The organism is Curtobacterium sp. S6, assembly GCF_000710345.2.
GTDB lineage: Bacteria > Actinomycetota > Actinomycetes > Actinomycetales > Micrococcaceae > Rothia.
The window spans coordinates 338,732-357,183 of sequence record NZ_KL537414.1; the positions used below are offsets into that span (position 1 = coordinate 338,732).

At 65.2% G+C, this 18,452-nt stretch carries 15 protein-coding genes; 13 read left to right on the forward strand and 2 right to left on the reverse strand.

The annotated features are described in order from the left end of the window. Positions 1–2,553, forward strand: a complete 2,553-nt coding sequence (pheT, locus tag CURSPS6_RS10920; protein WP_030016137.1) for a phenylalanine--tRNA ligase subunit beta — start codon at positions 1–3, stop codon at positions 2,551–2,553. 64 nt (positions 2,554–2,617) lie between these two features. Continuing rightward, positions 2,618–3,244 (forward strand): hypothetical protein, encoded by a 627-nt coding sequence (locus CURSPS6_RS10925; protein WP_051687936.1) that lies wholly within the window; start codon positions 2,618–2,620, stop codon positions 3,242–3,244. 73 nt (positions 3,245–3,317) lie between these two features. Here CURSPS6_RS10925 and CURSPS6_RS10930 read toward each other — a convergent pair whose 3' ends face one another. Then, a complete protein-coding gene (locus CURSPS6_RS10930; RefSeq protein WP_321164040.1) occupies positions 3,318–4,304 on the reverse strand; it encodes a quinone oxidoreductase in 987 nt (328 codons plus the stop codon). A 98-nt stretch (positions 4,305–4,402) separates the two neighbouring features. On the opposite strand from CURSPS6_RS10930, the gene argC reads away from it, so the two are divergent. The 6 genes from argC (at position 4,403) to CURSPS6_RS10960 (ending at position 10,387) form a co-directional block, all read left to right on the forward strand. Then, entirely contained in the window at positions 4,403–5,464 is a 1,062-nt protein-coding gene (argC, locus tag CURSPS6_RS10935) for an N-acetyl-gamma-glutamyl-phosphate reductase (protein WP_030016140.1), read from the forward strand. Continuing rightward, positions 5,461–6,675, forward strand: coding sequence for a bifunctional glutamate N-acetyltransferase/amino-acid acetyltransferase ArgJ (gene argJ, locus CURSPS6_RS10940; protein WP_030016142.1), 1,215 nt, complete (start codon positions 5,461–5,463; stop codon positions 6,673–6,675). Before argC ends, argJ begins: the two co-directional genes overlap by 4 nt. Positions 6,676–6,742: 67 nt before the next feature. Further along, a complete protein-coding gene (gene argB / locus CURSPS6_RS10945; RefSeq protein ID WP_082470489.1) occupies positions 6,743–7,696 on the forward strand; it encodes an acetylglutamate kinase in 954 nt (317 codons plus the stop codon). Then, positions 7,693–8,916: an acetylornithine transaminase gene (locus CURSPS6_RS10950; protein WP_030016144.1), complete on the forward strand. Its 1,224-nt coding sequence runs from the start codon at positions 7,693–7,695 to the stop codon at positions 8,914–8,916. Before argB ends, CURSPS6_RS10950 begins: the two co-directional genes overlap by 4 nt. A 47-nt stretch (positions 8,917–8,963) precedes the next feature. After that, positions 8,964–9,908, forward strand: coding sequence for an ornithine carbamoyltransferase (gene argF / locus CURSPS6_RS10955; RefSeq protein WP_030016145.1), 945 nt, complete (start codon positions 8,964–8,966; stop codon positions 9,906–9,908). Positions 9,909–9,913: 5 nt separating this feature from the next. Beyond that, positions 9,914–10,387, forward strand: a complete 474-nt coding sequence (locus CURSPS6_RS10960) for an arginine repressor (RefSeq protein ID WP_030016146.1) — start codon at positions 9,914–9,916, stop codon at positions 10,385–10,387. Between the two features lie 23 nt (positions 10,388–10,410). Here the strand turns inward: CURSPS6_RS10960 and CURSPS6_RS10965 are convergent, their stop codons facing one another. Next, positions 10,411–10,830 carry an ankyrin repeat domain-containing protein gene (locus CURSPS6_RS10965; protein WP_030016148.1) on the reverse strand — a complete coding sequence of 140 codons (420 nt, stop codon included), beginning with the start codon at positions 10,828–10,830 and terminating at the stop codon, positions 10,411–10,413. Positions 10,831–11,015: 185 nt separating this feature from the next. Between CURSPS6_RS10965 and CURSPS6_RS10970 the strand changes: the two genes are divergently transcribed. The 5 genes from CURSPS6_RS10970 (at position 11,016) to tyrS (ending at position 18,246) form a co-directional block, all read left to right on the forward strand. Further along, complete coding sequence (locus CURSPS6_RS10970) at positions 11,016–12,218, forward strand: argininosuccinate synthase (protein WP_030016150.1); 1,203 nt, start codon at positions 11,016–11,018, stop codon at positions 12,216–12,218. 117 nt (positions 12,219–12,335) lie between these two features. Beyond that, positions 12,336–13,784 carry an argininosuccinate lyase gene (gene argH, locus CURSPS6_RS10975; RefSeq protein WP_030016152.1) on the forward strand — a complete coding sequence of 483 codons (1,449 nt, stop codon included), beginning with the start codon at positions 12,336–12,338 and terminating at the stop codon, positions 13,782–13,784. A 140-nt stretch (positions 13,785–13,924) separates the two neighbouring features. Continuing rightward, positions 13,925–14,476: an adenine phosphoribosyltransferase gene (locus CURSPS6_RS10980; RefSeq protein WP_030016154.1), complete on the forward strand. Its 552-nt coding sequence runs from the start codon at positions 13,925–13,927 to the stop codon at positions 14,474–14,476. 55 nt (positions 14,477–14,531) lie between these two features. After that, positions 14,532–16,874 (forward strand): HelD family protein, encoded by a 2,343-nt coding sequence (locus CURSPS6_RS10985; protein ID WP_082470480.1) that lies wholly within the window; start codon positions 14,532–14,534, stop codon positions 16,872–16,874. Positions 16,875–16,917: 43 nt separating this feature from the next. Next, on the forward strand, positions 16,918–18,246 hold the full coding sequence (gene tyrS / locus CURSPS6_RS10990) for a tyrosine--tRNA ligase (RefSeq protein WP_030016158.1): 1,329 nt from the start codon (positions 16,918–16,920) through the stop codon (positions 18,244–18,246). Positions 18,247–18,452: the final 206 nt, after the last annotated feature.

Consider the following 18,452-nt stretch of genomic DNA (forward strand, 5'->3'; position numbering starts at 1 on the left):
ATGCGTATTCCCCTGTCGTGGCTGCGTGAGTACGCGCCGCTGCCCGAAGGTGCCTCTGCGGAGTACCTGATGGAGACCCTCGTGAAGGTCGGCCTCGAAGAAGAGGCCGTTCACCGCCCCTCGGATGAGATTTCCGGTCCCGTCGTGGTCGGCCAGGTCCTGACCATGGAACCGGAAGAACACTCCAACGGAAAGACCGTGAACTGGTGCACGGTGCGGGTGGTCCCGGAAGGCCAAGAACAGACCCTGTCCGGAAAGGGCATTGAGCCGTCCGGCGTGCAGGGCATTGTTTGTGGTGCCCACAATTTCCGGCCGGGGGACAAGGTCGTGGTGACCCTTCCCGGGGCCGTTCTTCCCGGAAACTTCGCCATCGCGGCACGCAAGACCTACGGCCACGTGTCGGCGGGCATGATCGCTTCCGTGCGCGAACTCGGCATCGGCGACGACCACGATGGAATTCTGGTCCTGTCCCGTCTGGGGCTCGACCCCGAGATCGGCTCGAACGCTCTCGAACTGCTCGGATTGGACGACGAGGCCGCCGAGGTCGAGGTGACCCCGGACAGGGGATACGCCTTCTCCGTCCGCGGCATTGCTCGGGAATACTGCCACGCCGTCAACGAGCCGTTCACGGACCCCGTCCTGGCCGTTGACCAGCGCGCCCCGCACGGCAACGCATCGGGTCAGCCCGTCACGATCCAGGACGATGCCCCGATCCACGACCGTCAGGGCGCGACCCGGTTCGTGGCCCGCACGGTCGCCGGCATCGATCCCGACGCTCCGACCCCCACATGGATGGCTTCCCGGCTCAGGCTCGCCGGCATTCGCTCGATTTCCCTGCCCGTGGACATCTCCAACTACGTCATGCTCGAATTCGGCCAGCCGTTGCACTTCTACGACGCCGACCGTGTGCAGGGCGAGATCGTGGTTCGTCGTGCCCGGAAGGGCGAGACCCTCACGACCCTCGACGGCAAGGAACGCGCACTGAACGTCGAGGACCTGCTCATCACGGATGCTTCCGGTCCCATCGGCCTGGCGGGCGTCATGGGTGGTGCCAGCACCGAGGTCACGGACTCGACGCGTCGGATCTTGGTCGAGGCCGCCCGATTCGAGGAAGTCTCTATCGCCCGGACCCGTCGGCGCCATAAATTGCCGTCCGAAGCGTCCAAGCGATTCGAACGCGGCGTCGACCCCAAGGCCTCCGCGGCGGCCGCCCAGCGCGCCGTCGAGCTCCTGGAAGAGCTGGCCGGGGGGCAGGCCGAGGACGGCGTGACCGACGTCTTTGACCATTACTACCCGCATGAAATTCATATGTCCTCGGATTATCCGAGCCGCCTGATTGGCGTGGACATCGCCGAATCGGACACCGTGCGCATCCTCGAAGACATCGGGGCGACCGTGGTTCGCACCGGCGAGGTGCTCCAGGTCACCGTTCCGTCCTGGCGCCCCGATCTCAACGAGCCTGAAGACCTGGCGGAAGAGATCGCTCGTTTGACCGGCTACGAGAAGATCCCCTCGCGTCTGCCGGTTCCGCCGAGCGGACGCGGGCTGACCGTGCAGCAGGCCGCGCGGCGTCGGGCTTCGGACGCGTTGGCGGCGGCGGGGCTGACCGAGGTCGTCTCCTATCCGTTCGTGAGCGTGGCCGACAACGACCTGTTCGGTGCCGCCGTGGCGGGGGCTACCGTGCACGCCGTCAGGCTCGCCAATCCGATCAGCGAGGCCAACGGATACCTCCAGACCTCTCTGCTGCCCGGGTTGACCCAGGTGATCAAGCGGAACCACGCCCGCGGCTTCCGGGACTTGGCGCTCTTCGAGTCGGCATTGGTCTTCCACCCCGGTGAGCATTCGGGCACGAGCGCTATCCCCGCCGTCGGCATGAAGCCGGACGCGGGAATTCTGGCCGACCTCAACGCCGGGATCCCGCATCAGCCTCGGCACATTGCGGCGATGTTCTGCGGGCAGGATTCCCAGCCCGCGCCGGGGGTCTCTCCCAGGCAGTACGACTGGCAAGACGCCCTCGACGCCGCCAGGCTGACGGCAGGTGCGGTGGGCGTGGCGTTGACCGTCAAACAGGGGCGTCACCAGGCGTTCCACCCGGGACGCACGGCCGAGCTCTTCGACGCCCGGGGCAGAAGCATAGGTTTCGCCGGTGAACTGCACCCGCAGGTGATCAAGGACCTCGATCTGCCGGAGCGAACCGTGGCGATGGAAATAGATTTCGATGTCCTCGCGGAGAACGCGGGGCAGCCCGTCGAGGCTCAGGAGATCTCGGGGTACCCGGCGGTCAGCCAGGACGTGGCCCTGGTGGTCGCCGCCGACCTCCCGGCGGCCGAATTGATGGAGACCCTGCGCGAGGGCGCGGGCGACCTGTTGGAAAGCGTTCGTGTCTTCGACGAGTACCGGGGGCAGGGCATCGAGCCTGACCACAAATCGCTGGCCTTCGCCCTGCGATTCCGTGCTGAGGACCGCACCCTGACCAACGACGAGGCGAGCGACGCTCGTGAAGCGGCGATCGAGCTCGCGTCACAACGCCACTCGGCGGTCCTGCGCGGGTAGACTCTCGCGGAGTCCATCCCATCGACACCGGCTTCCCCAATCATTCCGGTAGACGAGGAGAATCGTGTCCGAAGACTTCTTTGGCTTTGACGAAGACGAGGAGCAGGCCGGACTGAGCCTGCGCCATCGCTCCAAATGGCGCTGGATCGGGGTGGTCATCGTCCTGATCGCGCTGGTGCTCGGCGGACTGTTGATGTACGGGGGGCTACGTTCCCTGAGCGTTGCGAAGCAGGATGAACCGTACGCGGGTCATTCGTGGGTCATGTCCGGGGAATTCGTCACCTCGACGGATGACCTGAAAACCAAAACCTTCAACGGCGTCTACCAGGGAAATCTGCCCAAGGACAGCAACGTTTCATACCAGAAATTCGACGGCGGGGTGAACGATCCCGCGGACGTGAAGTCGGGGCAACAGGTCCAATTCCGGGGTACGCAGACGGGGGAGACGGATTCCGACTTCCCCCGACAAATCGACGCATTGGTCGCGGTGGATCACGGAGTCATGAAGGTCGTCCAGACCGATGACGCCGGGTCTTTGTCTCCCGTCACGGACGGAAGCATCGCCAAGGCACGATGGATCGGGTGGCTCGAGATCATCGGGGCCTGCCTGGTGATCGCGGCCGGCGCCTACGGCGTCGTGCACGCCGTCAAGAGAACTCGCGCGGAAGAAGACGCCGTCCGGTACCTCTGAGAAATCGCTTTCCTCGCACGAGGGCCCGCCGAACCGAGAGTTCGGCGGGCCCTTTGTTAATGTTTGCCCGGGGTTACGGAATCAGGAGCACCTTGCCGCGGGTTTTGCGGTCTTCGAGGTAACGGTGAGCCTCGTCGGCCGAGCCGAGCTCAAAGGTCGTGTCAAGCGTGACCTTGAGCCTGCCGGCGAGGACGTCGTCGAAGAGCTCGCCCATGCGGTATTCGAGCTCCCGACGATCCTGCAGGTAGGCGGCCATCGACGGGCGTGTCACGTAGAGCGAGCCCATCGAGTTCAATCGTTGCAGGTCGAAGGGCGGAACTTGGCCGCTCGATCCGCCGAATAGTACCGCCATGCCACGCGGCTTGAGGGTCGACAGGGATTCCTCGAAGGTGGCCAGCCCGACCGAGTCGTAGACGACGTCCACGCCTCGGCCTTCCGTGATCTCGTCGACGGCCGCGCCGAAGCCGTCGTAGCGCAGCACGTGGTCGGCGCCGTGTGCGCGCGCGATCCTTTCCTTCTCGTCGGTGGAGACCGTGGCGATGACCCGGGCGCCGAGATTCTTCATCATTTGGATCGCGAGGCCGCCGACACCGCCGGCGCCGGCGTGAAAGAGCACGGTGTCCGAGGCCGAGACGGGGTAGGTCGAGCGAACCAGATAATGCGCCGTGACGCCTTGCAAGGGAAGGCAGGCCGCGTCTCGTGGATCGATCCCCTCGGGCAAAGTGACCGCGCGGTCGTCCTCGACCACAAAATATTCGGCGTAGGTCCGTTGGGCCAGGCTCGTCGCGATCCGATCGCCGACCCGCGCGTGGGTGGTACTCGAGCCGGCGGCCACGACGACGCCAACCGCCTCGCCTCCCGGGACGAAGGGATACTCGACGTCGTAGACGCCGGACCGTTGATAGGTCTCGATGAAATTCACCCCGGTGGCTTCGGTGCGTACCAGCAGTTGCGTCGAGGTGGGTTCCGGAACGGGAACATTGCTCTTCTGGAGGACCTCGGGCCCTCCGCTGCGTGCCGCAGCCATGGCCGACATGTTGCGAGGAATCTGCTCTGACAAGGCCGTATCCTTCCGATGACGTCGTTGACTGCGGCCAGTCTAACCGCCTAATGCATAATAATTTAGTAGTCTGTATAAATCTGCGATAGGCTGTTCTCATGACATTTTCGGTAGCGGTATCCGGCGCCACGGGCTACGCCGGGGGAGAGGTCCTCCGGCTCCTTGCCCAGCACCCAGAAGCGAACGTGACCACGGTCGGGGCACATTCAAACGCGGGAGCGACCTTTGGCACGCTGATGCCTCACCTGCGATCACTCGCGGACCTGACGGTTCAGGAGACTTCGGTCGAGACCCTGGCGGGCCACGACGTCGTCTTCCTGGCGTTGCCGCACGGCGCGAGTGCCGCGATCGCGGCGCGACTGCCCGCGGACACCCTCGTGATCGACGCCGGGGCGGATCATCGCCTGCGGGACCCCGAGGCGTGGAAGAAGTTTTACGGGACCGAGCACGCGGGTTACTGGCCCTACGGGCTGCCCGAGCTCGTCACGGAGCCGGTGCGGGAAGAGCGGCGGGTCAAGCGCAGGGAATCATTGATCGGTGCCCGCCGAGTCGCGGTGCCGGGGTGCTATCCCACGGGCGCGCAGTTGGCCCTCGCGCCGGGCCTCGCTCATGGCCTGATCGAGGCCGAGGACATCGTCATCGTCTCCGCCTCGGGGACCTCGGGGGCGGGCAAGGGTCTCAAGCCGCATTTGTTGGCCAGCGAGGCCATGTCCTCGATGTCGACCTACGGCGTCGGCGGCGTCCATCGCCACGTACCCGAGATCGAGCAGGGGCTCGCGGATGCATCGGGGGTTCGCACCAGCGTCAGCTTCACCCCGACCTTGGCGCCCATGCCCCGGGGGATCTTGACCACGGCGACGGCGCGTGTGGCCCAGGGGATCGACGAGTCGGCCCTCCGGGAGGCGTGGCGAAAGACTTACGCCGATGAGCCGTTCGTCCATGTTCTCCCCGAGGGACAATGGCCGACCACCAAATCCGTGCAGGGAAGTAATCACGCGGCGATGCAACTGGCCGTGGACGAGCACGTTGGGCGCGTCGTGGTGACCTGCGCGATCGACAATCTGGTCAAGGGGACCGCCGGGGCGGCGGTTCAGTCCATGAATATAGCCCTCGGTTTGCCCGAGACCTCCGGCTTGGAACAGGAAGGCATGGTGCCATGAGCGCCTCAGAAGAAGACGTGCTGGCCGTATCGACGGATCGGGGGCTCGCCGACGTTGCCGGATTTCGGTATTCGGGCGTCAGCGCCGGGCTCAAGGCCAGCGGGGGCGAGGACATCGCGCTGGTGCAGAATCTGGGCCCCGACCACGGGGCCTCCGCGGTCTTCACGACGAATCGATTCGCCGCGCCGCCCGTGGAATGGTCGCGCGAGGCGGTCTCGGATGCGCGCGCCGATGCCGTGGTCCTGAACTCCGGGGGAGCCAACGCGTGCACGGGCGCCGAAGGATTCGGTAATGCCCATCGAACCGCGGAGCACGTCGCAGAGCTCCTGGGCGTTTCCGCCCTGGACGTCATCGTGTGTTCGACGGGGCTGATCGGTGAGCAGCTGCCCATGGACAAGCTATTGCCGGGGGTCGAGACCGCGACCACGAAACTCGGCGTCGGAGCCGAGGCCGACGACGCCGCGGCGCGCGCGATCATGACCACCGATACCGTCCCCAAGAAGGCCTCGGTGTCGATCGAGACAGCGGACGGCATCGTGCACATCGGCGGCATGGCCAAGGGGGCCGGCATGCTCGCGCCGGGACTCGCGACCATGCTGGTGGTCCTCGCCACGGATGCCTCCGTTCCGGCCGATCGCTTGGAGCCCTGCCTGAAGCAAGCCGTCGAATACAGCTTTAACCGGGCGGACTCGGACGGTTGCATGTCGACGAACGACACGGTCGCGTTTCTCGCCTCCGGAGCGTCCGGGGTAAGCCTTGACGAGGACGTGATGACGGAAGCGCTGACCCGGGTGTGCGTCAGCCTGGCTTTGCAGTTGATCACCGATGCGGAAGGCGCGAGCCACGACATTCACGTCACGACCCGTTCCGCCGCGACCGAAGACCAGGCCCTCGAGGTGTCCCGGGCCGTGGCACGTTCCAATCTCTTCAAATGCGCGATCTTCGGCAACGACCCCAATTGGGGCAGGATCCTCTCGGAAGTGGGGACGACCGACGCCGCGTACGAGCCCGAATCGGTCAACGTGAGCATCAACGGCGTCGAGATCTGCCGGGGCGGGGCGATCGGAGAAGATCGCAGCCACGTGGATTTGGCCGCGAACCGCAGGGTCGATGTGGTGATCGATCTCGGCGCGGGTGACCAATCCGCGACGATCTGGACCAACGACCTCACCCACGACTACGTCGAGGAAAACTCGGCGTATTCCAGTTAGGAGCATCGTGCCGAAGCACAGCGAGCACAACAGGTACGCCTCCGCCCAAGCTCAGGCCGAGACCCTCATGGAGGCTCTCCCGTGGATCCAGCGGTTCGCGGGGAAGATCATGGTCTTCAAATACGGCGGAAACGCCATGATCAGCGACGAGCTTCGTGCCGCTTTCGCGGAGGACATGGTGTTTCTCCGGTCGGTCGGAATCAAGCCGGTCGTCGTGCACGGCGGAGGACCGCAGATTTCGGCGATGCTGGAGAGGCTCAATATCCCGAGCGAATTTCGTGGGGGATTGCGGTATACGACGCCCGAAGCGATGGACGTGGTGCGGATGGTCCTCACGGGTCAGGTGGCGCGCCAACTCGTCGGCCTGATCAATCAGCACGGCCCCCACGCGGTCGGCATGTCCGGAGAGGACGGCGGGCTCCTTCGTGCCCGTCGGATCACCACGAAAATCGATGGCGAAGAAACGGACCTCGGCCTGGTGGGCGAGGTCGTCGGGGTGAACACCACGGCGATCACGTCGATGATCGATGCCGGCAAAATCCCCGTGATTTCCTCGATCGCGCCGGAGATCCTGGCCGATGGTCGGGCCGACGCGGAAGGAATGCCGTTGGACACCCTGACCGGGAAGGTCCTGAACGTCAACGCGGATACCGCGGCCGCCGCCGTCGCCGCCGCCATCGGTGCCGAAAAGCTCGTCATGCTGACCGACGTCGAAGGCCTCTACGCCCGCTGGCCCGATCCGTCCTCGGTGGTCAGCTCTCTGACCACGGAGGAACTGCGACACATGATCCCGACGCTCAGCGAGGGCATGATCCCCAAGATGGGAGCGTGCCTGGCCGCGGTCGAGAACGGCGTGCCGACGGCGTCCATCGTCGACGGGCGACGGGCCCACTCGCCGCTGCTCGAAATCTTCACCGATTCCGGAATTGGCACGCAGGTGACCGACGGCGACGCCCAGCGGAAGCCCCTCGCGGACTTCGTCCTGGTGAACCCCTTCAACTCAGCCGAGGAGACGGCATGACACAAAATGAATTGTTGACCGAGTATCGGAAGGACCTCTTGGGGGTCTTCGGGGACCCGTCCCTGGTGTTGACCGAGGGGCGGGGGTGCCGCGTGACGGATGCCGACGGCGGGACCTACCTGGATCTTTTGGGCGGCATCGCGGTCAACGCGTTGGGCTATGCTCACCCGCGATGGGTGCAGGCCGTCGCGGATCAGGCCGGTCGCCTGGCGCACGTGTCGAATTTTTTCACGACGCCGCCCCAACTTTCCCTGGCCCACAAGCTGCTCGAGATCCTTGCGGCCCCCGAGGGGAGCAAGGTCTTCTTCACCAATTCGGGGACCGAAGCCAACGAGGCGGCGCTGAAGCTCGTCAGGTCGCACGGTAACGCGGCCACGCCGCACAAGTCGCGTGTGCTCGCCCTGGACCACGGTTTTCACGGGAGGACGGCCGGGGCCCTCGCCGTGACCTGGAAAGAGGCCTACCGGGCGCCGTTCCAACCGCTGCCCGGGGGTGTCGAGTTCATCGAGCCGACCCTCGAGGCCCTCGATCGGGCCATGGGCGACGACGTCGCCGGGCTGATCGTGGAGCCCGTGCAGGGAGAGGCTGGGGTCCGGCCGTTGCCCGAGGGGTTCTTGGCTCAGGCGCGTCGGCTGACCGCGGACGGGGACGCCATTCTGGTCGTCGACGAGGTCCAGAGCGGTATGGGAAGAACCGGCCGGTGGCTAGCCAGCGGCGACGAACTGGGTGGCGAGAACGCCCCCGACGTGATCACGCTCGCCAAGTCCCTCGGCGGGGGATTCCCGATCGGTGCCATGATCACGATGACGCCCCAGGCCACCGGGGTCCTGGGGCCGGGCAACCACGGGACCACGTTTGGTGGCAACCCCTTGGCGACGGCGGCTGGATCGGCGACGATCGAGGCCATCGAGGAGGAGGGGCTGCTCGAGAATGCGCGGTCGATGGGAGAGCTCCTGGTGCGCGGGCTCAGCCAGATGGAAGGTATCGACGAGGTACGGGGCGAAGGACTGCTGATCGCCGCCGACCTGTCTCGGGCGGACGCGGTCGACGGCGGTGCGGCCCCGGCCGTCGTGGCAGAGGCCAGGAAGCGCGGTTTCATCCTCAACGCGACCGGGCCCGCGACCCTTCGATTGGCGCCGCCCCTGATCATCACCGCATCGGAGGTCGAGGAATTTTTGCAGGCCCTTCCCGGCATCATCGACGCGGTGGTCGACGCATGACAACCGGATCCGTAACGACCACGACCACTGGAAGAGAAACACAACCCATGACACGGCATTTCCTGGTTGATACCGACCTCACGCCCCACGAGCAGGAGGAGGTCCTCGACCTGGCCCTCGAGATGAAAGAGGATCGTTGGGCGCACCGTCCCTTCGGAGGCCCGCAGAGCGTCGCGGTGATCTTTGATAAGACCTCGACGCGCACGAGGTTTTCCTTCGCGACCGGCATCGCGGATCTGGGCGGCGCCCCCATCATCGTGAATCCCGGGGAATCCCAGTTGGGGCATAAAGAATCCGTGGCCGACACGGCCAAGGTGCTCTCCACGATGGTTGCGGCCATCGTGTGGCGGACCTTCGAGCAGTCTGGCCTCGACGAGATGGCGGAGCACGCCTCGATCCCCGTGATCAATGCGCTCTCGGACGACTACCATCCGTGCCAAATCCTCGCGGACCTCCTCACGGTTCGGGAACGCTTCGGCCATACCCGGGGTCTGACGATGGCGTATGTCGGTGACGCGGCCAACAACATGGCCAATTCGTACCTGCTGGGTGGAGCGACCGCCGGAATGAACGTCCGGGTGGCGGGTCCCGAAGGGCATCTGCCGCGGCCCGAGATCTTGGAGGCGGCCCGCGAACGGGGTCGCCAGACGGGCGCCTCGGTCCTCGCCACGACCCAGGTCCATGAGGCCGTCGCCGGGGCCGACGTCGTCATCACGGACACGTGGGTCTCGATGGGCCAGCACGACGAGGACGGCCAACGCGGCGCGGCCTTCGCGCCCTACCAGGTCGATTCCGGCGTCATGGACCAGGCTGCCCCGGAGGCCATCTTCATGCACTGCCTGCCGGCGTATCGTGGCAAAGAGGTCACGGCCGAGGTCATCGACGGCGATCAGTCGGTGGTGTGGCAAGAGGCCGGAAACCGGGTCCACGCGCAGAAGGCGCTCATGGCCTGGTTGATGAGCGCGTCGGTTCGAGCCGCAGGGGAGCGATGAAGAACATGGGAATTCCGTCCACCAAAGCCGCGCGACAGGCGCGGATCATCGCCCTGTTGGAGTCATCAAAGATCAGGTCGCAGTCCGCGCTCGCCGAGCATCTGGAGAAAGATGGCGTGCAGGTCACCCAGGCGACCCTCTCCCGCGACCTGGTGGAAATCGGTGCCGAACGGATCCGTGGCTCGGACGGAGTGCTCGTCTACGCCGTGCCGGGCGCCGACCCCACGCGGGATCGCGACGCCCCCGACCGCCTCAAGAGCCTGTTCCGGGATCTGCTGATCATGGCGGAATCGAGCGGAAACATCGTGATGCTCCGGACGCCCGCCGGGGCGGCGCAGTTCCTGGCCTCGGCCCTGGACCACACCGAAATTCCCGAAGCCATCGGAACCATCGCCGGCGACGATACGGTCATGGTCATATCTCGAGACCCCAACGGGGGAGCGGCCCTGGCGCAGCGCTTCCTCGAGTGGTCGGAATGACCGACCACGGATGAGCCGGTGAGCTAGCGGATCCCTCGCTGGCTCAGGAAGTCGCGCATGTCGTCGATGCCGAAGAACTCCGCGACGGCGACCGGCGTCTGGGTGCCGAGGGAGGCGTCCGCGCCCGCATCGAGGAGCCTCTCCGCGATGTCTTGTCTATTGCGGAATACGGCGCTCACCAGGGCGGTCTGTCCGCGATCGTTGACGCGGTCCACGTCCGCCCCGCGGTCGATGAGCAGGGAGACGACCTCGGGTTGCTCGCGGTAGGAGGCCAAGATGAGCAAGGTGTCGCCCTTGGCGTCGGTGAGGTTGACCGGCACTCCGCGATCCAAGAGTTCGGCCAACTGGTCCGCCTCGCCCTCCCTGGCCAGATCGAAGACGCGATTCAAGAAATCGACTTCGTCCTGGGTGAGGTCTGGGGAATTCTGCTGTGGCTCGGTCATGATGCTCCCTGCCTTATTGTGACTCATTCAGAATAACAGTAGCCGAGTTTGGCTGGCGACGACAGTCGGATCATCGTTCCGCGGACCTCATGTGTATAAATACAATAAAACATGTATAGTCATACAAGAACGAGATACGAACCGCCCTTGAGCGAAGGGGCGGGCTGGGAAGAAAGGTGTACACCATGACGGATCGGGTTGTCCTGGCATATTCCGGAGGTTTGGATACCTCCGTGGCCATCGGGTGGATCGGGGAAGCGACCGGGGCCGAGGTGATCGCCGTGGCGGTCGATGTCGGACAGGGCGGAGAAGACCTGGAGACGGTGCGTCAGCGTGCGCTCGACTGCGGCGCGGTCGAGGCCTACGTCGCCGACGCCCGCGAAGAATTCGCCACCGACTACTGCATGCCGGCGCTCAAGAGCAATTCCCTCTACATGGACGCTTACCCGCTGGTCTCCGCGGTGTCTCGCCCGGTGATCGTCAAGCACCTGGTCAAGGCCGCGAAGCAGTTCAACGCCACGACCGTGGCCCACGGTTGCACCGGCAAGGGCAACGATCAGGTTCGCTTCGAGGTCGGAATCCAGACCCTCGGCCCGGACCTCAAATGCATCGCCCCGGTGCGTGACCTCGCCCTGACCCGCGAGAAGGCCATCAGCTACGCCGAGAAGAACGACCTTCCGATCGTCACGACCAAGTCGAACCCGTTCTCGATCGACCAGAACGTGTGGGGCCGCGCCGTCGAGACCGGATTCCTCGAGGACATCTGGAACGGGCCCACCAAAGACGTCTACGACTACACCGACGATCCGACCTTCCCGCCGGCGGTGGACGAGGTCACCATCACCTTCGATCAGGGTGTGCCGGTGGCGATCGACGGCGAGACCGTCACGCCGCTCGAGGCCATCCAGATCATGAATCGCCGCGCCGGCGTCCAGGGCATCGGCCGGATCGACGTTGTCGAAGATCGCCTCGTGGGCATCAAATCGCGCGAGATCTACGAGGCTCCCGGGGCGATGGCTCTCATCGCGGCCCACAAGGAACTCGAAAACGTCACGATCGAGCGCGAACAGGCGCGGTTCAAGAAGACCGTCGACCAGCGTTGGACCGAATTGGTCTACGACGGCCAGTGGTTCTCCCCGCTCAAGAAGTCCCTCGACGTGTTCGTCAACGACACGCAGAAGATGGTCAACGGCGAGATCCGTATGGAGCTGCACGGCGGCCGGGCGACCGTAACAGGGCGTCGTTCCGATACCTCGCTGTATGACTTCAACCTCGCGACCTACGATGAGGGTGACAGCTTCGACCAGTCCACCGCGCGTGGCTTTATCGAGCTGTTTGGCATGTCCTCCAAGGTGGCCTCGAGCCGCGACCAGAAGCTAGGCCTGTAGCGCCTCGGCGATCGCGGCCCGCAGAGCTCATGCCATGAGTTCGGCGGGCCGCCTTACTTTTCAAGAGCATTATCCGCGGAGGCGAATGAGCCCCGGAAACAGCAGAAGAGGCGAACGGTGAATTCGACCCACGACAAGCACGGCACGAACGACGGAGCCCTCTGGGGCGGTCGCTTTTCCGGGGGCCCCTCGGACGCGCTCGCGGCGCTGAGCAAGTCGACGCAGTTCGACTGGCGCTTGGCCCCGTACGATATCGCCGGCTCCCGGGCCCACGCGCGCGTCCTGCATGCCAAGGACCTCCTGACCGATGCCGAGCTCGACGGTATGCTGGCCGCGCTCGATCAGCTCGAAGCCGATGTCCGCTCGGGGGCCTACGTGCCCGCGGAATCCGATGAGGACGTCCACGGCGCCCTGGAGAAGGGCCTCATCGAACGCGCCGGTGCCGACCTCGGAGGGAAACTCCGCGCGGGACGCTCCCGGAACGATCAGATCGCGACCTTGGGCAGAATGTATCTTCGCGATCACGCGTCCATCCTCGCCGACGGAGTTCTCGGAGTCGTGGACGCGTTGATCGCCCAGGCGGAGGCCCACCCGTACGCTCCGATGCCCGGACGGACCCACCTGCAGCACGCCCAGCCGATCCTGCTGTCCCACCACCTACTCGCGCACGCCTGGGCCCTGTCCCGGGATCTGGAACGCCTGCGCGACTGGGACCGCCGTGCCGCGGTCTCGCCCTACGGGTCAGGCGCTCTCGCTGGGTCCTCGCTCGGGCTGGACCCGAACGTCGTCGCTCACGAGTTGGGCTTCGACTCGGCCACCCACAACTCGATCGACGGCACCGCGGGCCGGGACGTCTACGCCGAGTTTTCGTGGATCTGCGCGATGATTTCGGTCGACCTGTCCAGGATCTCCGAGGAGGTAATCACGTGGGCGACCAAGGAGTTCTCCTTCGTCACGCTCCACGATTCCTTCTCCACGGGATCCTCGATCATGCCGCAGAAGAAGAACCCGGACATCGCGGAGCTCGCCCGCGGCAAATCCGGACGTCTGATCGGGGACCTCACCGGACTGCTGGCGACCCTCAAGGCGCTGCCGCTGGCCTATAACCGCGACCTCCAAGAGGACAAAGAGCCGACCTTCGACGCCATCGACCAGCTGGAAATACTGCTACCTGCCGTCTCGGGCATGGTCGAGACCCTGGTCTTTCACGTCGACCGCCTCGCCGAACTCGCACCGCAGGGCTTCGCCCTGGCCACCGACGTCGCCGAATGGTTGGTGCGTCAGGGGGTCCCGTTCCGCGTGGCGCACGAGATCGCCGGAGATGCCGTGCGGGTCTGCGAGGAGAAGGACTGCGAGCTGTGGGATCTGACCGACGAGGACTTCGCGAATATTTCTGAACACCTGGTGCCGGAGGTTCGCGAGGTGCTCACGGTCGAGGGGTCGTTGAACTCGCGGTCCTCGCAGGGCGGTACGGCACCCTCGGCCGTCGCGGCCCAGCTGAAGGCCCTTCGGGCGGCACTGGCGCAGGACCGGGAATTCGCCGCCCGGCCCCAGCACATTTCCTAGTCGTGGCCCACGTCGGCGGGCCAAACGTCGATCTCAACACCGCCCCGGTGAACTATGTTGCCGGGGCGGTGTTGGCGTACCCTGTTGTGTGCACTTTGTGACCATAGGGGCTGTTGCGTGCCCGGAAATACAGGCGATTCATGAACGATTCCACCACGCCCACCGCTGACGAGCGCGTCGCCCAGACCATCGACAACGTGTGTGCCGTGATTCCCGATTACCCGGAACCAGGCATCATCTTTCGGGACCTGACACCGATGTTCGCGGACGGCGCCGCCTTTCGCGAAGTGATCGACGCGCTGTTGCAGCGCTTCGAGGGAAAATTCGATGTGATCGCCGGGGTCGAGGCCCGCGGCTTCTTGCTCGCCTCGGCCGCGGGGTATGCCGCGGGCGTGGGCGTCATGCCGGTGCGAAAAGAGGGCAAACTGCCCCGAGAGACCTACTCCGAGTCGTACAGCCTCGAGTACGGGACCGCGACCTTGGAGATCCATCGCCACGACATCCCCGTGGGATCGCGGGTCCTGATCCTGGACGACATCCTGGCTACGGGCGGAACCCTGGGAGCCACGGTTCGGCTCATGGGAAGGGCGGGCCTCACCGTCGCGGGCATCGGCGTGGTCATGGAGCTCGACGGTCTCAGCGGTCGGAGTAATTTGGCCGGTCAGACGGTCGAGGCCTTGTACACGGTCTAGACTCGATAGTCTTCATATCCACGTCACGGCTTTTCTGAGGGACTTCAGCACACACATGACTCACACCCACGAGGTCACCGGGGATCAGATCTCACCCGGCGGAAACCCAGATCACGAGGCCTACGAGCGGCAGCTCGAAGAGGCCCTGAACCACGAGCGCGCCTACGTCGCCCGTCTCTACACCCGACTGGACGAACTCCGGGAGGAAAACCGCGAGAAACTGGCCGATATCCGGCGCGTGGGTTCCGCGGGTAGCCACCAGAACCGGTCCGAGCGGGACGCCTACGCGACGTTCTACGAGGACCGGTTGGCCCAGCTCGACGCCGTCGACAATCGCCTGGTCTTCGGGCGACTGGACCTCGACGACGACTCCACGCGGTACATCGGCCGCATCGGTCTCGCGGACCAGCACCACGAGAGGCTCATGGTCGACTGGCGTGCGCCCGAGGCAGGGACGTTTTACCAAGCCACGGCCTTCGAACGTCAGGGAGTGCAACGTCGCCGCCACCTGATCCTGGACCGCAGGACGTTGAAGAATATCGAAGACGATGTCCTCGATCCCCAATTCCTGGACAGCGAAGAGGTCCTGCACGGTGAGGGCGCCCTTTTGGCGGCCCTCAACCGTAAGCGGACCGGCCGCATGACGGATATCGTCGCGACGATTCAGGCCGAGCAGGACCGCATCATCCGGGCGGACCTGCCGGGAGTCCGGGTCGTGCAGGGCGGTCCCGGGACCGGGAAGACCGCCGTGGCCCTGCACCGCGCAGCGTATCTGCTGTACACCAACCGGGAGCGGCTCCAGAAGTCGGGCGTTCTCGTGGTGGGCCCGTCCTCATCCTTCATGTGGTACATCGAACGCGTCCTTCCCTCTTTGGGGGAAACCGGCGTGGTCATGTCGTCCCTGGCCACCCTGTACCCGGGCGTGCGAGGGATTCCGGAGTTCGATACCCGCGTCGCGCGGGTCAAGGGCTCGCTGGAGATGGTCAAGGTCATGAAACGCGCGGTGGCGGACCGGCAGAAGGTGCCGGAGGCAACGCAACGCCTGCGCGTCGACTCATCGACCGTGGAGTTGAAGCCGCAGGCGGTCAAGAAGGCCAGGGAGCGGGCCCGCGCGACCGGCAAACCGCATAATCAGGCTCGCGAGACCTTCGTCAAGATCCTCGTGCAAGAGCTGGCAGATCAGCTCGAAAACCAGCTCAACGAGTCCAGCGGCAACGACATGGATCGGTCTTACCTGGTCGAGGACGTTCGCCAGGCCCACGACGTGCGGGTCGCGTTGAATCTGGCATGGATGCCGCTGCGGCCCGAAACCCTGGTCCGGGACCTCTTCTCCAAGAGGCGCTATCTCGAATCGGCGGCTCGCAGGCTTCCGCGCGACGAGATGGAATCGCTCCTGCGGCCGCGGGACGCCGCGTTCACGGAGGCCGACGTGCCGTTGCTCGACGAAGCGGCGGAACTCCTCGGGGACTTCGAGCAGGCGGTCGGTCAGCAGGCGGCCCGGGCGGCCGCCGAGCGCGAAGCCAACCTGGAGAACGCGACGAAGACCATGGAAAACGTCGATGCTGCTCTGGAAGAGATGGGCATCAACGGAGTGGTCACCGCCGAGATGCTCGCGGACATGAACGAGACCGGGGTGTCCCGCATGACCGCGGCCGAAGCGGCAACCTCGGACCGAAGGTGGGCCTATGGGCACGTCGTGGTGGACGAAGCGCAGGAGCTCTCGCCCATGCAGTGGCGCCTGTTGATGCGGCGGTGCCCCATGAAGTCCTTCACGGTGGTCGGCGACATCGCGCAGGCGTCCGCCGCGGCCGCTTCCTCGAGCTGGGCCGACGCGCTCGAACCGTTCGTCGGCGATCGGTTCAGCCTGGACGAGCTCACCGTCAACTACCGCACACCCGCGCAGATCTCCGAGGCGGCCGTGGCCGTCGCCCAGGCGGCGGGCCGAGAGGTGTCCGCGCCGAAGGCCGTGCGGGAAGGGGAGTGGCCTCCCACGATGGTGCGCACGGACGACGTCGTGCCGCGGGTGGTCGACCGCATCCGAGCGGACCTCGACGCGGTGGTCGGTGGCCTGATCGGCGTGATCGTCGCCCGGCCAGAATACGAAGCGGTCGTCGAAGCGGTCCGCCGGGAATTCGCCGACCTCACGGGGACCTCCGAGACCGCGCTCGAACGGCAGATCCTCGTGCTGTCCCCGTGGGAAGCCAAGGGGCTGGAGTTCGACGCGGTGGTCGTGGTCGAGCCGGCGTCTATCGTGGATTCGGCCCACGGGACGGTGGGGGACCTGTACGTGAGCATGACTCGACCGACGCAACGATTGGCGATGATCGGGGCGCGAGAATTTCCGGAGGGCCTGGAGCCGTGGTTCGATCAGGCAACCGACCCGGATACCGATCAGTGATCCATAAGGGTGACGAATGACGAATGGTAATGTGAGCAAAGTGATGGAACAACAGGTGATCGAATCGGTTCATGGGCTCAATGAACAGTCCAATGACCCGAGCTTCGACAATATTTGGCAAGAACTCACCTGGCGTGGTTTGGTCCACGTCTCCACGGATCAGGAGGCCCTCGAGAAGGCCCTCGCGGAAGAAACCGTCACCTATTACTGCGGCTTTGATCCGACCGCGGCGTCGTTGCACCTGGGCCACCTCGTCCAGCTTCTGCTCATGCGGCGCCTGCAGCTCGACGGGCACAAGCCCCTGGGACTGGTCGGCGGCTCCACGGGCCTGATCGGCGATCCCCGGCAAACCGCGGAGAGAACCTTGAACTCGCGGGAGGTCGTCGGGGCCTGGGTCGAGGCGCTACGCGGTCAGGTCCAGCGCTTCCTCTCGTTCGAGGGGGATAACGCGGCGCGAATGGTCAACAACCTGGACTGGACCGGTGGACTGTCGGCGATCGATTTCCTGCGGGACATCGGCAAAAATTTCCGGGTCGGGACCATGATCAAAAAGGAGATCGTCGCCAAGAGGCTGAACTCCGATGAGGGCATCTCCTACACGGAATTTAGCTACCAAATCTTGCAGGGCATGGACTTCCTGGAGCTCTACCGGCAGTACGGATGCACCTTGCAATCCGGTGGCTCCGATCAATGGGGAAATCTAACCTCCGGCACGGAGCTGGTTCGCAAGGTCGAGGGCCAGACGGTGCACGCGATCGGAACGCCGCTGATCACCAATTCCGACGGAACCAAATTCGGTAAATCCGAGGGCAACGCGATCTGGCTGGATCCGGAGCTCACGAGCCCGTACGCGTTCTACCAATTTTGGCTCAACACCGCCGATGCCGATGTGGTCGACCGCCTGAAGGTCTTCACCTTCAAGTCCAGGGCCGAGATCGAAGAGCTGGGCCGGAAGAGTGAAGAGGAGCCCTTCCGTCGGGAAGCACAGAAAGCGCTCGCCTACGAGGTGTGCTCGCTCGTCCACGGCGTGGAAGCGACCGAGAAAGTCATCGAGGCCTCCCAGGCCCTGTTCGGCAAGGGAGACTTTGCGAGCCTGGACGAGGCCACTCTCATGGCAGCGACGTCGGAACTGCCGCACGCGGAGGTCGACGGCGATGACCTGAGCCTGGTGCACTTGCTGGTCGAGACCGGGCTCTGCGAATCGAAGTCTGCCGCGCGACGCACCCTCAAGGAAGGCGGAGCGGCGGTCAACAACGTCAAGGTCCAGGGCGAGGACGCCGCCGTCAGCCCGGAGGAATTGCTACTGGGCAAGTACGCGGTGCTTCGCCGGGGTAAAAAGAACATGGCTATGGTCACGGTGCGGAGCTCCTAGGGGGCCAGCCCGGAACCTAGCTCGCACGTGACCTACGGATGAACAACGGCCCGGAGAACGCCAGACGGCGGTCTCCGGGCCGTTTTTCCTTGCCATTCCGGGGTTGTGGGGGTGTGTGGTGTGTTTCACGTGGTTTCGAGTTGCCGTGGTTGTTCACGTGTGTGTAAAGTCTTTTCTTGTCGCCGCGAGGTGCGGGGGACTTGTTC

Coding starts and splice junctions, on each gene's coding strand:
- pheT (WP_030016137.1), top strand. CDS start 1: ATGCGTATTCCCCTGTCGTGGCTGCGTGAGTACGCGCCGCTGCCCGAA.
- argC (WP_030016140.1), top strand. CDS start 4,403: ATGACATTTTCGGTAGCGGTATCCGGCGCCACGGGCTACGCCGGGGGA.
- argJ (WP_030016142.1), top strand. CDS start 5,461: ATGAGCGCCTCAGAAGAAGACGTGCTGGCCGTATCGACGGATCGGGGG.
- argB (WP_082470489.1), top strand. CDS start 6,743: ATGGAGGCTCTCCCGTGGATCCAGCGGTTCGCGGGGAAGATCATGGTC.
- CURSPS6_RS10950 (WP_030016144.1), top strand. CDS start 7,693: ATGACACAAAATGAATTGTTGACCGAGTATCGGAAGGACCTCTTGGGG.
- argF (WP_030016145.1), top strand. CDS start 8,964: ATGACACGGCATTTCCTGGTTGATACCGACCTCACGCCCCACGAGCAG.
- CURSPS6_RS10960 (WP_030016146.1), top strand. CDS start 9,914: ATGGGAATTCCGTCCACCAAAGCCGCGCGACAGGCGCGGATCATCGCC.
- CURSPS6_RS10965 (WP_030016148.1), bottom strand. CDS start 10,830: ATGACCGAGCCACAGCAGAATTCCCCAGACCTCACCCAGGACGAAGTC.
- CURSPS6_RS10970 (WP_030016150.1), top strand. CDS start 11,016: ATGACGGATCGGGTTGTCCTGGCATATTCCGGAGGTTTGGATACCTCC.
- CURSPS6_RS10980 (WP_030016154.1), top strand. CDS start 13,925: ATGAACGATTCCACCACGCCCACCGCTGACGAGCGCGTCGCCCAGACC.
- CURSPS6_RS10985 (WP_082470480.1), top strand. CDS start 14,532: ATGACTCACACCCACGAGGTCACCGGGGATCAGATCTCACCCGGCGGA.
- tyrS (WP_030016158.1), top strand. CDS start 16,918: ATGGAACAACAGGTGATCGAATCGGTTCATGGGCTCAATGAACAGTCC.